The following is a 13381-nucleotide window of genomic DNA, read 5'->3' as shown; positions in this document are numbered from 1 at the left end:
GTGTGGGAGGATCTCGATTCCTGGGTGACGCCCAACGACGAGTTCTTTTCAATCGCGCATTTCAACCGGCCGGTCATCGACGAAACTACGTGGAAGCTCGAAATCGGCGGTTCCGTCAAAAAGCCAACAGCCCTGACGCTCGCCGACATCAGGGCTCGACCGCGCCAGGAAGTCACGTTCACGGTCGAATGTTCGGGCAATACTGGCCTACCGTTTTTCAATGGTGGGATTGGCAATGCTCGCTGGGCGGGTACGCCGCTCGCCCCGATCCTCAAGGAGGTCGGAGTCCTCGACAGTGGTATCGAGGTTGTCTTCTGGGGCACCGATGAAGGAGAAATAAAGCGAGCCGACGACATCAAGTTCACGCAGAACTTTGCGCGCAGCATGTCGCTCACCGACGCCATGGATCCCAAAAACATCCTCTGCTACGAGATGAACGGAACTCCCTTACCTCCTGATAACGGCTTCCCGCTGCGGCTGATAGCGCCGGGCTGGTACGGGATCGCGAACGTGAAATGGCTCAAACGAATGGACGTGAGCGACCAACGCTTCGAGAACCGGTTTATGGGACGCGATTATGTCACACTGCGCGAGGAGGAGCACAACGGAGAGACGGTATGGGTGGAAACCTCTGTCGGGCGGGCGCGCTTGAAGTCTGCACCGGCCCGGGTCACTCATATCGGCAGTGACCACCGGATCGTCGGGGCGGCCTGGGGCGCGCCGATCGACCGGGTCGAGGTGAAGATCGATGACGGGCCATGGATGCCGGCGGCCATCGACGAAACCGACAAGGCGGACTTCGCTTGGAAGATATGGTCCGTCGACTGGCCCAAGCCCTCCGCCGGGGAGCACACAGTCACCTCGCGTGCGGTTAGTACTGGAGGGCAGGTCCAACCCGCAATGGACGACCCCATCATCGCCAAGAAGCATACCTACTGGGAAAGTAACGGTCAGGTGACGCGACGTATCGATATTCACTGACTGGCGGAAAGCCGTATCAAACTGTCTGAGATCGACGTGACCCCATGTTTTTGGCATGGGGTCATCAAAGCCCGATGTCGCCACATCACCCCGATGTGGAACTCGATCCGCCGCTCTTCCGTGCGCTTCTGCGCTACTGCGCGCGGCGTGCTGGGATCGTCGGGCCTCTGGCAGCGCTCCTGCTACTACTCCCGTTTGGCCTGGGCTGACTTTACATACGCGCGATAGCGGGAGGCGTTCGTCCCGTTATCTCAACTGTTACATGCGCCATCCTACCTCCGAGAATACTACGTTGACGTGTGATGGTCGTGAGTTCCGCGATTACGTCAAAGGCCTTGATGCTCAACGTCGGGTCACCTTTCATCTCCGCAATAATTGGCCCGTCCACGAAGGCTTGCACTGCTCATCGTCGAACAGGTAGATCCCGCCGGCTTCGCTTTGCGCCTCGTTTATAATCCAGACAATCCAAGCCAGGCCAGAGGTCCGCGATTGGTTGAGCATAAGGCACGTTTTCTTGCTCATACTTGGTGCTGGACCCGTTGAGCTTGTAGTTTTTTGCAGAATTTTAGCTGACATGTCTTTCCTCCCCTATTCTCTGTACTAGGCGTTGCACGGGCACGAGCGACCCTCCATGCGTGTGGCCGCACCCTCATTATGGTTTTTAAGAAAGCGGGACGATTCCCTCGAGCGCCGCCCAGACCGAGGTTCGCAGCCAACGGTCCATGCTGCAGGCAAGACCGGGGTCGCCGCTTAGGAAAAGGCCGCCCCTTTCTTTCTCGCGCTCGATGTTGGAGCGGCCCTCCAGGATGGCCCCCAGCGAAACAATGCCAGTCTCGACGTAAAGGTCGACGTCCCGGCGGGGGTCGAGCGAGCATTGCTCGGGTAAGTCCTCGCCTGGCTCTACCACAAACCAGTAATGGGGACACTTCGGTGGGGGATCGTCACGAAAATGGAAGCGGATCACGGCGCGCCGCCGCGGCATTTCAGCGAGGTCGATCTTTCGCCGCACGCCCACATGAGGATCGATACATCCATGTCGGCGAGCGCGATCTCCGCCTCGATGTTGCATTGTGCCCATTCCGCCAGCGCGTTCATCGCCGGCTCGAGTTTGATCGACTTCTCGGTGCGGAATAGGGCGACGGTGCGGGCAGCCTCGTCCTCGATGCGCTCGACCAGGCCCAACGCCTCCATTTCCTTGAGCCGCCTCGACAAGAGGGCGGAGGAGATGTTGCCTACCCCCTTGCGAATATCATTGAAACGGGTCGAGCCGTTCCAGAGCTCGGTCAGGATCTGGATCGTCCAGCGCGGCTCCAGGAACTCACACGCGCGCGAGATCGGGCAGACCAGTCCGTAAGGCCGTCGCGTCATGCCAGACCGCACAGCCCGTGCCGGGCACTTTTCTTGATCGTCCGCTCGGACGCCTGCTTTCCCTTGTCCATGAATGGCACCCGCGGCAACATAGAGCGCTCGCTTGGTCACCTATGAAACTTCCATCTGCGCGGTTGGCTTGACCAAAGCAGACGTCGAGGTGGCCTGCGCCGATAGCTTCCATAGACCGCCTCACGCGCGCTCAAGAGTGCAGGGACGAACCGGCAATTGGTCAGAAGGGAAAAGCTGGCGCGCGCGGTGCACGTTTTAAAGCCCCGTTGATCCAAAGACAGGAACCGGAAACAGATTGTCCGCTTGCGGCCGATTCCAGACCTTCATTTGGTGCGCGACCGTTCAACGGGCTTGTCGTCCTTCATCCAAAACCAGAGCTCGGGACATGGAGTCGAGCCGATCGTCACGCTTGCGACCGGGGAACGCTAAGACTTCCAGCAGGAAATCGTCCTCCCAATGTGCCTCCTTCGGCAGGTGAACGTTTCTCCATCATAGCCGAGACACGGGATAGACGGCTCTCCTTGCCCATCCGAGCTTTGACGGGCGTGGTCGAAAGACCTTGATAGTCGAGGTCGGCTATCAAGCTCGTCCCCGATCCGACGTCCTCAATCAGGACGATATCCGGATCGTGATCGTCGATCGATCTTTTCACCGTCTGGACCAGTTGCGGGTAGGCGGCGCAAGTACGAACGAGATCGAGCAAGTAGTAGTGTTGTCGTCCTTCGCCCAGATCGTCCCAACGGAGTAGTCGCAACTTATATCGCCTTTGAGGGCCGTATCCCAGTTTTGCACGATCGTCATTGAACGACGGTTGAGCTGCCCTGGATCGTACTATCGAAACCACGAGCGCTTGACGAGGTAATCGGTCGGAGCGGGGGGGACGCCGGTATTGGGCTGAGAAGGTGAGCGATCCGAGGTCCCGCTTCAGCCTTTCGAGTTCCGTCATTCCCAAGGGCGTCGAATGAAGAGGACTCCGAGCTTCTCGCGCAACGACAATCGGGCGGCACCTTTCCTGGCGCGCCGGCACGACGTCCACCCCCGGCTGGCCGTGGAGTTCGTTTTCGACGCGATAGAGTTCTGGGATGCGCCTGAGCGCCTCGCTCGCGATTCGGCGCTGGGCCGGCTGCGGCGAGTTCGTAGAAGCGCCGGCGCACGTTTGCCCAGCAGAAGGCTTTCCCGGCCTCGCGCTGGTGGTGCAGGAGACGTTAAAGCGTGATCCGCACGGTCATCTGTTCGTCTTCTACGGCCGTTGCGGCGTTCTGATCAAGGTTCTGTGGCACGACCGCCACAGATCGCGATCACTCCCGAACGGTGAACTTGTCCAGCGCGCCGACCGCCTTGCTATATTCACCCGGTCTATTTCCCCCTCCGGATCATATGCTGGCTACGCAATGCCCGAGTAGTTGACCATTCGCCCGTCCTGATCGATCGAGCAGCATCGACCACTTCAATCCGACAATTTCGCAGGCTCTCAAACCGGCCTTACAGGGGAGCAGAAATTATCACCTTGTCTCGGTTCAGGTTCACGGAGTGGCTGAGACCAGGCTTTGAGGATGCTTCGTCCAAGTCTCGACGCCGTTGCCGTCGCGGCGCAGTGGCTGCGACTATTGCAGATATCCGACCACGAGACGAGTGGCCTCGTCGGTGAGCGTTCCGATGGTTTTGTCAGAAAGCTTCCCATCGCTATGCAAGACGGCATTATGGGCTAGCGCCTCGATCGAGGTCACACATACAAAAGCGGCAAGTGCCAGATCTGCCGCGCGTAACTCATCTCTGTGACTTTCGAGATAGGCCTTGAACATGGCGTGGGCTTCACGATTGAAGGTTTCCACATTTTCGAGGCGTCCCGTGCGGGGTATCTGCTCGGCAAGGACACGGTGCAGCTTGGGGTCGATGCTATGCGCCTCGATCGCAACTGCGACAAGCCGGCGCACAGCTTTTTCAACCGGCTGTGACGCGATCTCCGCGAATGCCCCCCTGACAACCTGCATGATTTCTTGATTGTGGCGATCGATGACGGCGGCGACGAGCGCCTCTTTGCCAGGATAGTATTGGTAAAGCGAGCCAACGCTCACGCCCGCTTCAACGGCAATACGGTTGGTGCTGGCCTTGTCAAAGCCTTCTCTGACCAAAATGCGAGCAGTTGCTTCTACAAGCGCATCGACCGTCGCGCGGGACCTCTCCTGAGACGCGCCCTTCCTTGGATTCATAAGCGGCTTAGGCGCCATGTTTCTCCCGTCCTAATGCGAGTAGACAATTGTGAGCCATCGCTCGCATTATGTCCACCATTCTTGTGAACGAGCGGACGAATAAATGCTTTATGGAGCTGTTTTGGGAATTCATCTCTATGCCATGTGCACTGCTTTGCTCCTGTTCGTGGCGGCAGAGTTTCTGCTCCTTGCGGCAAGACGAGGCTACCGAAGACCGGCAAGAATGGCCTTCTTGGCCAGTCGCTTGGCGGGACCTCTGACTGGCGCTGGCGTCCTCGCCGGTATCGTCCTTGTGGTTCTTGGCGGCTGGTCCCCGTTGACGCCGTGGTTGGTGGCGTCCATCGCGCTTATCGGCGCTCTAATGGCCGTTGAGCACACATTCGTTCGTCCATGGGCGATGCGAGGCCAAATGGGGCATCGCGGCTCGGCAGTGGACGTCAAGGCATTGGCCGCCGACAGCCGTGCTATGGCTGGACGATTAGCCGTCATAGCGCTTTTTGCGCTCATCATCGCTTTGATGGTCGCTAAACCTGAATTGAACGGGTTCGCATAATCTTGGACTCTGGCTCGTCGGCACGCGCCAGCGAACGAAATATATTCGAAGGCGAGTTTAAAAATGGCACCCTTGGTTCGCGGCAATGAAAGAACGCTGCAACGGCTTACTTCGGGCACAGACTGTACAAGCTTGCAGAGCCGCATCCTCGTTGGGTTGCTGAGGTTGTTTCGTGTCAAGAAGCGGATGGCATCCGCTGGTGCCGTGCAACACCGCGTGCGCCGATTAGCATTGCGGCCGGTTCTCTTCGGGCCAACAGGACTGGGGCGCGGCGTCGAGGTGACGAGAAAGGACGTGGCTGGATGGCCAATCTATCACACAGCGCCCGCCGCACATTGTGAAGGTTGCAACATCGTGGTCTTCCTGCACGGCGGCGGCTATATCAATGAGATCGTTCGCGCCCACTGGCGCATTGTCGGCTACTTCACCCGAACTGCCGAGGTACGCTGTATCGTTCCTATTTATCCATTGGCACCCCATAACACCGCAGAAGAGGTAGTGCCGGCCATGGGCGAACTGTTGCGTAAAATCCTGCAAGATGCGGGGGCGGTGAAGGTGACAGTGGTCGGCAATTCGGCCGGAGCCGCGTTGGGATTGGCAGCGGCCCAGTGGCTGCGAGATCGTGGACACACACAACCGAGCCGACTTGTGTTGATCTCGCCTGGCGGGGATTTTTCCGTCAGCCGGCCGGAGCAGGTGCCGATTGCTGCGCGGGATCCTGTCAATGATATACCTGGCGTACGCGAAGTCGGGCGCCTCTTTGCGGGGGACCTTGATATCGCCCATCCTTATGTCAGTCCATTGAATGGCGATTTCCGTGGGCTGGCGCCGATAATCATCTTTTCCGGGACGCTCGATCTGTTCTATCCCGATTGCGTCGACATGGCCGCCAAGGCATCTGCGGCAGGAGTGGCGGTCGAACTTCATCTTAAACAGGGCCAGCCGCATAATTATGCTGGGATGCCAACGCCGGAAGGCCGGGAAGCTCGGACCACGATCTTGCGGTCAGTGGCCTGAGGACAAAGCTCATTCCACGGCTGTGTATTCTCACACGAGCGTTGGATGAGACAGTTCGTCTTTCTGTATGACGTCATCGCTCGGCACTCGTATTTCCCAACAAAGCTGGCCCTTTCCGATAAAGGAACGGCGTGCCGGTAACTATGTCGATTTGCTGCCTTTGAGCGCGAATGACGCTGACGCTCTCTGGCCGGCTGTCGTTGCGGCCCCTGAGAGTTTTACCTATCTGCGATACGGACCATTTGCAGAAATCAAAAGCCTTCAAATGTTTCTTAAGGAGGTCAGCGCTCGTACGCATCAACCATTTTGGATAGTGGAGCCAAAAGGGCAAGCGCCGCAGGGATGGCTTTCAATTTGCGACGTGGAACAAAAGGATAGCAGCATCGAAATCGGCAGTATCTGGTTCTCCCCGTCGTTGCAGGGGACACGCGCGGCGCGGGAAGCTATTTTTCTGCTGATGTGTCATGCGATGGATGAGTTGGGTTATCAACGTCTTGTCTGGAGATGTCAGTCGCAAAATCAGAAATCGTTCAAGGCTGCCAAGAATATAGGATTTACCTACGAAGAAACATGGCGACGCGCGGCAATCGTTGACGGGTGTCAGCGTGACGTGGCTTGGTTTTCCATCTTGAAAGAAGAGTGGCCCCGTCGTCGGGCCACAATAAGTCGGTGGTTGATGAGCGAAAACTTCGACGCCGCGGGCAATCAGATGGCGCGGCTCGCGGAGCTGGATTGCGGCATGTAATCGATCCTTCTCAGTGAAAGCCTCGTTCCCTTTCCCTTACGGAAGAGGACCTTCCGCTTCCGGCCCCGCCGCACTCAGCTTCATCTCGTTTCCGATTCTCGGAGCCACCGATTGAACAGGTCAAGAATTCGCTGACGTCGTCCGTCGAGGGGACATCGTTTTCGGCCCGGTACGAAATCGGGGTCGGGGCTGGGAAAGGCGAACGATATCGCGGCTGTTGAGGAAGATGGCAGGTGAGATCAAGCGGTCAGCCTTCTGTCGAACTCCCTTCCTTCCCGGGTTTGATGTAGTCTGGGCCGGTAGTCGCCGTCAGCCATGGAGTTGGATACGATGACGTATTTCGATCTAGGCACCTTCTCCCGCCGGCTGGACAACACGCCTTCCGAGGCGCAGATGTGGTTCGACCGGGGGCTAATCTGGCAATACGGATTTAACCACGAAGAGGCCATTGCCTGTTACGAGCGCGTGCTGGAAGTGGCGCCTACAAACGTCATGGCGCGGTGGGGAATTGCCCACTGTCTAGGTCCAAACTACAACAAGCTATGGACCTCCTTCGGGCCTGAAGAGCGTATTGTCGCTTTGACGCGGGCGCATGTATTGTTGGCGGAGGCGTGCCATCTGCCTGCAATCGAAGTCGAGCGCGCACTGCTTGATGCGCTGACATCGCGGTTCCCTACTGACCCTGAGATTACGGATTATGGCCCTTGGAATGACGATTTCGCTGCAGCGATGCGCACGGTATACGAGAGTTTCCCTGACGATCTAGATGTGACCGCGATCTTTGTCGAGGCACTGATCAACCGCACGCCTTGGGCGCTGTGGGATACTCGTACCGGGCAGCCTGCGGCTGGCACCTCGACGGAGGAAGCGCACGCGGCTCTGGACCGCGCCTTCACGACCCAGCCAGCAGCCTGGGCACATCCGGGGTTGTTGCATTTCTACATTCATCTGATGGAGATGTCGTCGACGCCGGAAAAAGCCTTGCCGCATGCAGATCGGCTGGAGCGCCTCGTGCCAGACTCCGGGCATCTTGTGCATATGGCGACGCATATCGACGTGCTTTGCGGCGATTACCACAAAGTCGTGATGCGCAACCGGCAGGCGGCTCAGGTGGATCGTTCATATTTCGCTCATGCAGGCGGTAAGAACTTTTACACGGTCTACCGGATCCACAACCTTCACTTTCAAATCTACGGGGCCATGTTTCTTGGTCGCCCGTCGGACGCCTTCGAAGCTGCGAAAGCATTGATGGAAAACCTGCCAGAGCCGGTGGTGCGTTACATGCCAGAGATGTTTGAAGCCTTTGCGCCGATGAAGTTGCACGTACTTATACGCTTTGGGCGCTGGTCCTGTATCCTGGAAGAGGCCTTCCCCGAGGATGCGGAGCTTTACTCCTACAGCACCGTCCTGTTGCATTATGCCCGGACAGTGGCTCTGTCCAACCTCGGTAGAATTCCCCAAGCCGAGGAAAGCGCTAGCCTTTTCGCGGCAGCGCGCGATGCAGTGCAACCCGAGCGCATGCTGTTCAACAACCCCTGCGCCGATATCCTGAAGGTTGCCGAAGCGATGATGCTGGGGGAGTTGCACTACAAATCCGGCCGCGTCCATGAAGGTCTGGATTTCCTGCGGCATGCGGTCGATCTCGACGACAATTTACTTTATGACGAGCCATGGGGTTGGATGCAGCCGACGCGACACGCGCTTGGCGCATTGCTGATGGATGCCGAACGATATGGCGAAGCTGAGGCTGTCTATCGCGCTGACCTTGGGCTTGATGCGACGTTGCCGCGGCCTTGCCAACACCCACGCAACGTCTGGAGCCTTCACGGTCTGCTTGAATGCCTTAGCCGACGGGGTGACGCGGTAGAAATCAGCGACGTCCGACAGCAGTTGGATCAGGCTCTGGCGCATGCAGAAGTGCCCATCATGGCATCATGTGCCTGTCGGAGTGCACCGCGATAAGTGGCAAGGTTCCGCTCGCTAGTTGCAACGATCTCTGCGCCAAAAGAGCCAGCATCGAGTCGCACGCATCCATTGCGCGCGAAGACGGGCAGATGGCCCATCCGCAGGCTGAACTCCTGTCGTAGCCGCCCATACGCCTATACGATGGATGCGCGTGATGCATCGAACTGACAGCTTCGAGCAAGTGTGAGGACGTGGGGTGTCTGGATCACAGTGGGCACCTGATGACGCTTACACCGGAGGGAGGACATAGATCGCCGAAAAGTGAATGAACGTCCGTCAACGATTTTCCGGCCTCGTCATTCAGAACACTTCGCCGGGATAAGCCCCCCACAAGTCGAACTGTTTGATGAAGCCTGACATCGAACTCAGCGCGACGCTGCACCATTGACCATCGCAGCCCCTGAGTTTGACTTCAACGGCAGGTTCCAGCCAGGAGATAACCGGGCCATCGAATTTAGCCTTTTTGCGTAGAGCAACGTTACCTTTGCTCCAAGGAGCGATCACGGCCGTTCTGCGTCCAGACAGAAGCGGAGCATAGATCCATCCGCCCCGCTCCAATCCCGTACCCGCCGCCAGTTGCCAAATTGCTGGTAAATCTCAAGGGGAATGCCCGGGCGCATGTAGACCCATTCAATGCTGTAATCGACACTAGGGCCGATCCGCAGGTTCGCGGGTGAACCTTTCAACGAGACGAAGCGGGGTATAGGAACGCTAGTGGTCTCGGCTCGCAATCCTGTCGTCGGTGCAGAAGCGGCTACCAAGCCAACCGTGAGAGCAGATCGAATGAGCGCCCACGCTTTAAAAACCTGGGCGCCGCGTTCGGTTTCGAAAAAGGATTGCATGCGGCGCGGCCGGACCACCTCACACCATAGTTTTTGTTAAAGGGGTCTGCACAATGGAGTCGACCCCTCGCATCAAACCAGAAGCACGTGAGGTAACAAGCGGATCGGGCGGACCGAGCTGAAAGCCTCTTGGTGCCAGGAAGAGCAGGACGACAGCAATCGCTATCAGCAGGATAACGATAGCGGTATTGAAGAACTCTCTCATCTTCTTCATCCAAGGTTTCACGCGCCTGGGTGGTTTTCTCCAAGTCGATTGAGCGGCTTTGGAGCGACTACCGTGCGTCGCCGGACTTCGCTCAACGAGCTGATTTGCAAATCTTGCTCGCTTTCAAGGCGGCGGTGAGCCCCATCAGCGAATAGGCGTACTGGGTTTGTGTACCTCTCCAGGACGTGGCCAACAGCTTCATTTTGCTGGCTGCCCGCATGGCATTGACCATCGATCGATCCTCTTCGGCGCTCGCCAACCAAGCCTTGTTGTCTTGAGTAAACATTGAGAAGTGCTCGTCTGCGATCACCACATCGATGTCCGACCCCGGCTTAAGCCGATACCCCATGACGGCTTCGGGCTGGTCATCCTTCGGCGCTCGCGAGATCATGACAAAATTCTCGCCATGATCGACATCCGCAGGAAGTTCGGAAACAGGGACACTCAGGACATAGCACCATGTTGTGTCTGAACGATAAGAATAGACGCCCCATGCACCGTGCCGAGAGAGAAGTCTGGGGCCAGCTTGCACCCAAGTGATAGAAAGTAGCAAGGATGCAATGCTTGCCACAACTGCTTTGATGGTCATCATATCCTTCCAGATTTCATACCAGCAAACGTGGTCAAGGTGGTTTCCATATCACTGATGTTTGAAGATGGGCTTCTCAAGGGGGATCTTTGGAAGTTCTGACCACCATCAAGCCGGCCGTGCTGCGGCTTGATCGAACTGCCTCAGTCGGGTGTTGGACTTTGCCTTCGTGCGGAAGTCCAACATTTGCCCTTCAGTAGTCCCGGATCGCAACAAGCCGGTCCCCTTTGACGGTGGCGATAACGAGATGGGACGCCCACGGATAGTACCGTGGCAAAGCCGCCGCCTGGTCGGTCAGTGTTGCGCCATAAAGGCCGCACAATTCGCCGCCGAGCAGTCGAGCACGATCGCCTTTGCCGTCCAACATGGCTATGTAGTCTCCGTCGTACGGGTAACCGCTGAGCGCGATCTCCTCATAGTCTTCTAGCTTCCGCATACTCGTCTCGTGTGCCGTCTGCCGCATCCGTGGTCAGCGGGGCCGTGTCTCCGCTGCGCCAATCACGCCTGGAATGTTTGTGCTTTTCATCGGCGGACCGGCCCAGCGGCCATGGACAGGGGGACAACCGCTGGGCCAATGAGAGCGCGCTCCTCCCGACCGCGAGCACTGACGTTGTCGTGATCATCAGCACTCGCGCTGCGCTCCCAAGATGGCGCTGCCGCTCCCGGCATTGGACGATGGTCCGCTGCTTGATGCGCCACGTCGAAGTTCACTCTCATGCGGCATATACCGAGCGTGGCGGGAAACTATTCCGGCATGGCGACTATTTTTCGGAAGGTTGGCGCGGGAGGCTGGCGCGCGCCACCGCTGTCGTCAATTCGTCGGCGATGGCCAGCGATAATCAGGTAGCTGCAGAGCGTCGGCAATTTCTCGCCCGATGGCCAATCGTGCGACACCGGGGATTGCAAATGTGCTTATCACCAAGTTGCGCACAAACAGGCCCAATTGCGTCCTTGGTGCAAAGGCTGTGGCAAATCGCTCGGCGCCGCGCTGCTTCGTATGAATGTAATCCCGCAAGAGAGTTTCGTACGTGCGGAATGCCTCCTGATATCGTCCCTCGGCCCTGAAAAGTTCACCCGCCAAGATATAGGCCGAAATCATGGCCAGGGCTGAACCTTGTCCGGCCAACAAGGACACGCAAAACGCGGCATCGCCCGTTAGAGCAATGCGGCCTTGCGACCAACTGTTCATCCTGATCTGGCTGACGCTGTCGAAATAGAGATCGTCGATCCCATCCAGCGCATTCAAAATACGCGGGCATTCCCATCCCCCACCGCCGTAAATTTTTCGCAGCACTGCCTTCTGCATTTCCAGCGTCGCTGGCACTGGGTCGTTGCCCGCCGCAAAGACGAACAAGAAGAGCGTTCGGTTATCACGCAGCGTGAAACGCCCGAGCATTCTTCCTGGCTGGCCGTACATCAAATACACGTCTTCGTCGCGTGGACGGTAGCCAGCGCACTCGAAGGCCGCGACAGCGTAACCGAGTTTCTTTTCGAACTGCTGCTGTGGCCCGAAGGCCAGACGGCGAACGCCGGAATGCAGACCGTCAGCGCCGATCACCAGATCGAACGCGCGCTCGCCTCCACGCTTGAAGTTAACGCGCACACCGGCTGGATGTTCTTGAATGCCGAGGATCTCATCATCGAATATGACTTCGGTCGTATCCTTTATCTTGTCGAAAAGCAGCCTAGAGAGATCGCTGCGTCCGAGTGTCACAAAGCGGCCCGCTGTCAGCTCAGTAAAAACGTCCGTGCCAAAACCTGTGACGCGCTTTCCACGATCGTTTACAAAGCGCACTTCGCGTACATGGTAGCCTACGCGATTGATCTCCTCCTCGAGCCCCATTCGCTCGGCGATGCCATAACCAAGGCCCCAAAAATCGATGACGTAACCTCCCGTGCGCAAATGGGGCGCTCGTTCGATTAGTGTTGGTCGGAATCCACCGGCTGCCAGCCAGAAGGCAAGGGCGGGGCCGGCGATTCCGCCGCCGGAAATCAACACCGTTCCGATGGCCATATTGAAAAGTTAGTGGAAGTCGCCGCTATGGCAAGGAGAGGTCAGTCGGCACGAGAATGATGATTCGCTGCCCAGGCCGCCGGGGACGGTGTCCCGTTAAACAGGCGGCTGGGAGTGCCTCTTTCCCAACAGAGGCAGCCTTCCCGTGACTCACGAGATTATAATATCCCGAATGGTCCGTCGTTCGCGCGATGTGAGGTCCGCGGTGGATGTGGCAGCTTCGCCTGGTATTCTGGGCGGACGCATCGGGCGCGTTCGCGGCGCAGCTAATCGTTCGCAGCCGCTCGAGAGTTTTTGTGAGATTCCAGCCAGTCAACCAATGCCATCCGAATGAGCTCAGGTCGACTCATGTTCATCTCGGCGGCTATTGCCGACAGAGCGGATTCGGTCGCCGCATCGAACGACACTTGGGCGGTCTCGCGTAGCATTGTCGCTGCCCGTAGATCAGCGAGCCGTGCATTTTGGGCCTCGCCCCCGGAAGACACATCAGTCAAGTGAACGTTCCTTTCATCAACTTCCAGAAACTCCGCGCCTGCCGCTCAGTCGTCTTGAGATGGATTACATCGAAAACAACATAGCGGATCGGTCCGGCACCAACTCCGCCGAAAATGCCGGGCCGCCAGGAAACGCCCGCGGGCGGACTTGCTCAAACAGCATCACTCTTGTGCTCCCCCAAACGGTGATGTTGGCGCGTTCCTTCATGGGCGCCTGCATCCGAACTCGATGGGGTTTCGCAAAACCGCAATTATTCACGGCCCATCAAATCTGCACTCGCACAGAGTATGAGAGCTATTCTTTGAGCGCCGGACATTTGTAGCCGGGCCTGCGAAAGCCACAGCATGCGGCGCTCAAAGAATAGCTCTCATACTCTGTGCGAGTG

The 13381-nt window shown here is 57.8% G+C and carries 14 protein-coding genes and 1 pseudogene; 5 read left to right on the top strand and 10 right to left on the bottom strand.

Features of this window, described 5'->3' with window-relative positions:
- Nucleotides 1-981: sulfite oxidase (locus EN991_RS06660; protein ID WP_127368420.1), on the top strand; the 981-nt coding region annotated here is incomplete at its 5' end.
- Between the two features lie 661 nt (nucleotides 982-1642).
- On the opposite strand, the gene EN991_RS06650 is transcribed toward EN991_RS06660, so the two are convergent.
- The 5 genes and pseudogenes from EN991_RS06650 to EN991_RS06630 all read right to left on the bottom strand — a co-directional run bounded on the left by EN991_RS06650 (nucleotide 1643) and on the right by EN991_RS06630 (nucleotide 4589).
- The gene (locus tag EN991_RS06650; protein WP_127368418.1) at nucleotides 1643-1945 is read right to left on the bottom strand and encodes a hypothetical protein; all 303 of its coding nucleotides are present in this window, start codon (nucleotides 1943-1945) and stop codon (nucleotides 1643-1645) included.
- Nucleotides 1942-2349 carry a helix-turn-helix domain-containing protein gene (locus tag EN991_RS06645; RefSeq protein ID WP_127368417.1) on the bottom strand — a complete coding sequence of 136 codons (408 nt, stop codon included), beginning with the start codon at nucleotides 2347-2349 and terminating at the stop codon, nucleotides 1942-1944. Before EN991_RS06645 ends, EN991_RS06650 begins: the two co-directional genes overlap by 4 nt.
- Nucleotides 2350-2764: 415 nt before the next feature.
- Nucleotides 2765-3064: a hypothetical protein gene (locus tag EN991_RS06640; RefSeq protein WP_127368416.1), complete on the bottom strand. Its 300-nt coding sequence runs from the start codon at nucleotides 3062-3064 to the stop codon at nucleotides 2765-2767.
- A 276-nt stretch (nucleotides 3065-3340) separates the two neighbouring features.
- Nucleotides 3341-3533, bottom strand: a pseudogene (locus EN991_RS40765) (transposase); the annotation flags it as partial.
- Between the two features lie 432 nt (nucleotides 3534-3965).
- A complete protein-coding gene (locus tag EN991_RS06630; protein ID WP_127368414.1) occupies nucleotides 3966-4589 on the bottom strand; it encodes a TetR/AcrR family transcriptional regulator in 624 nt (207 codons plus the stop codon).
- Nucleotides 4590-4674: 85 nt separating this feature from the next.
- Here EN991_RS06630 and EN991_RS06625 point away from each other — a divergent pair, with 85 nt between their 5' ends.
- From EN991_RS06625 to EN991_RS06610, 4 genes are all read left to right on the top strand, one after another.
- Nucleotides 4675-5124 carry a hypothetical protein gene (locus EN991_RS06625; RefSeq protein WP_127368413.1) on the top strand — a complete coding sequence of 150 codons (450 nt, stop codon included), beginning with the start codon at nucleotides 4675-4677 and terminating at the stop codon, nucleotides 5122-5124.
- A gap of 63 nt (nucleotides 5125-5187) precedes the next feature.
- Entirely contained in the window at nucleotides 5188-6141 is a 954-nt protein-coding gene (locus EN991_RS06620; RefSeq protein ID WP_127368412.1) for an alpha/beta fold hydrolase, read from the top strand.
- 67 nt (nucleotides 6142-6208) lie between these two features.
- On the top strand, nucleotides 6209-6886 hold the full coding sequence (locus tag EN991_RS06615; protein WP_127368411.1) for a GNAT family protein: 678 nt from the start codon (nucleotides 6209-6211) through the stop codon (nucleotides 6884-6886).
- Between the two features lie 330 nt (nucleotides 6887-7216).
- Complete coding sequence (locus EN991_RS06610; RefSeq protein WP_127368410.1) at nucleotides 7217-8848, top strand: tetratricopeptide repeat protein; 1632 nt, start codon at nucleotides 7217-7219, stop codon at nucleotides 8846-8848.
- 303 nt (nucleotides 8849-9151) lie between these two features.
- Here the strand turns inward: EN991_RS06610 and EN991_RS06605 are convergent, their stop codons facing one another.
- The 5 genes from EN991_RS06605 to EN991_RS06580 all read right to left on the bottom strand — a co-directional run bounded on the left by EN991_RS06605 (nucleotide 9152) and on the right by EN991_RS06580 (nucleotide 12486).
- Nucleotides 9152-9355 carry an SH3 domain-containing protein gene (locus tag EN991_RS06605; protein ID WP_164753724.1) on the bottom strand — a complete coding sequence of 68 codons (204 nt, stop codon included), beginning with the start codon at nucleotides 9353-9355 and terminating at the stop codon, nucleotides 9152-9154.
- Between the two features lie 357 nt (nucleotides 9356-9712).
- The gene (locus EN991_RS06595; RefSeq protein WP_127368407.1) at nucleotides 9713-9907 is read right to left on the bottom strand and encodes a hypothetical protein; all 195 of its coding nucleotides are present in this window, start codon (nucleotides 9905-9907) and stop codon (nucleotides 9713-9715) included.
- 82 nt (nucleotides 9908-9989) lie between these two features.
- Nucleotides 9990-10487, bottom strand: coding sequence for an invasion associated locus B family protein (locus tag EN991_RS06590; protein ID WP_127368406.1), 498 nt, complete (start codon nucleotides 10485-10487; stop codon nucleotides 9990-9992).
- A gap of 193 nt (nucleotides 10488-10680) precedes the next feature.
- Nucleotides 10681-10923 carry a hypothetical protein gene (locus EN991_RS06585; protein ID WP_127368405.1) on the bottom strand — a complete coding sequence of 81 codons (243 nt, stop codon included), beginning with the start codon at nucleotides 10921-10923 and terminating at the stop codon, nucleotides 10681-10683.
- Between the two features lie 375 nt (nucleotides 10924-11298).
- Complete coding sequence (locus EN991_RS06580; RefSeq protein WP_245460909.1) at nucleotides 11299-12486, bottom strand: FAD-binding domain; 1188 nt, start codon at nucleotides 12484-12486, stop codon at nucleotides 11299-11301.
- Nucleotides 12487-13381 lie beyond the last annotated feature (895 nt).

The sequence above is a fragment of the Mesorhizobium sp. M7A.F.Ca.US.005.03.2.1 genome, assembly GCF_003997795.1.
Lineage (GTDB): Bacteria > Pseudomonadota > Alphaproteobacteria > Rhizobiales > Rhizobiaceae > Mesorhizobium > Mesorhizobium ciceri.
This window is presented reverse-complemented; position numbering and strand designations above follow the sequence as displayed.

Excerpts from the sequence above, each read along its gene's own strand:
- EN991_RS06645 (WP_127368417.1), bottom strand. The coding sequence starts at position 2,349 with ATGACGCGACGGCCTTACGGACTGGTCTGCCCGATCTCGCGCGCGTGT.
- EN991_RS06615 (WP_127368411.1), top strand. The coding sequence starts at position 6,209 with ATGACGTCATCGCTCGGCACTCGTATTTCCCAACAAAGCTGGCCCTTT.
- EN991_RS06630 (WP_127368414.1), bottom strand. The coding sequence starts at position 4,589 with ATGGCGCCTAAGCCGCTTATGAATCCAAGGAAGGGCGCGTCTCAGGAG.
- EN991_RS06590 (WP_127368406.1), bottom strand. The coding sequence starts at position 10,487 with ATGACCATCAAAGCAGTTGTGGCAAGCATTGCATCCTTGCTACTTTCT.
- EN991_RS06625 (WP_127368413.1), top strand. The coding sequence starts at position 4,675 with ATGCTTTATGGAGCTGTTTTGGGAATTCATCTCTATGCCATGTGCACT.
- EN991_RS06610 (WP_127368410.1), top strand. The coding sequence starts at position 7,217 with ATGACGTATTTCGATCTAGGCACCTTCTCCCGCCGGCTGGACAACACG.
- EN991_RS06620 (WP_127368412.1), top strand. The coding sequence starts at position 5,188 with ATGGCACCCTTGGTTCGCGGCAATGAAAGAACGCTGCAACGGCTTACT.
- EN991_RS06595 (WP_127368407.1), bottom strand. The coding sequence starts at position 9,907 with ATGAAGAAGATGAGAGAGTTCTTCAATACCGCTATCGTTATCCTGCTG.
- EN991_RS06585 (WP_127368405.1), bottom strand. The coding sequence starts at position 10,923 with ATGCGGAAGCTAGAAGACTATGAGGAGATCGCGCTCAGCGGTTACCCG.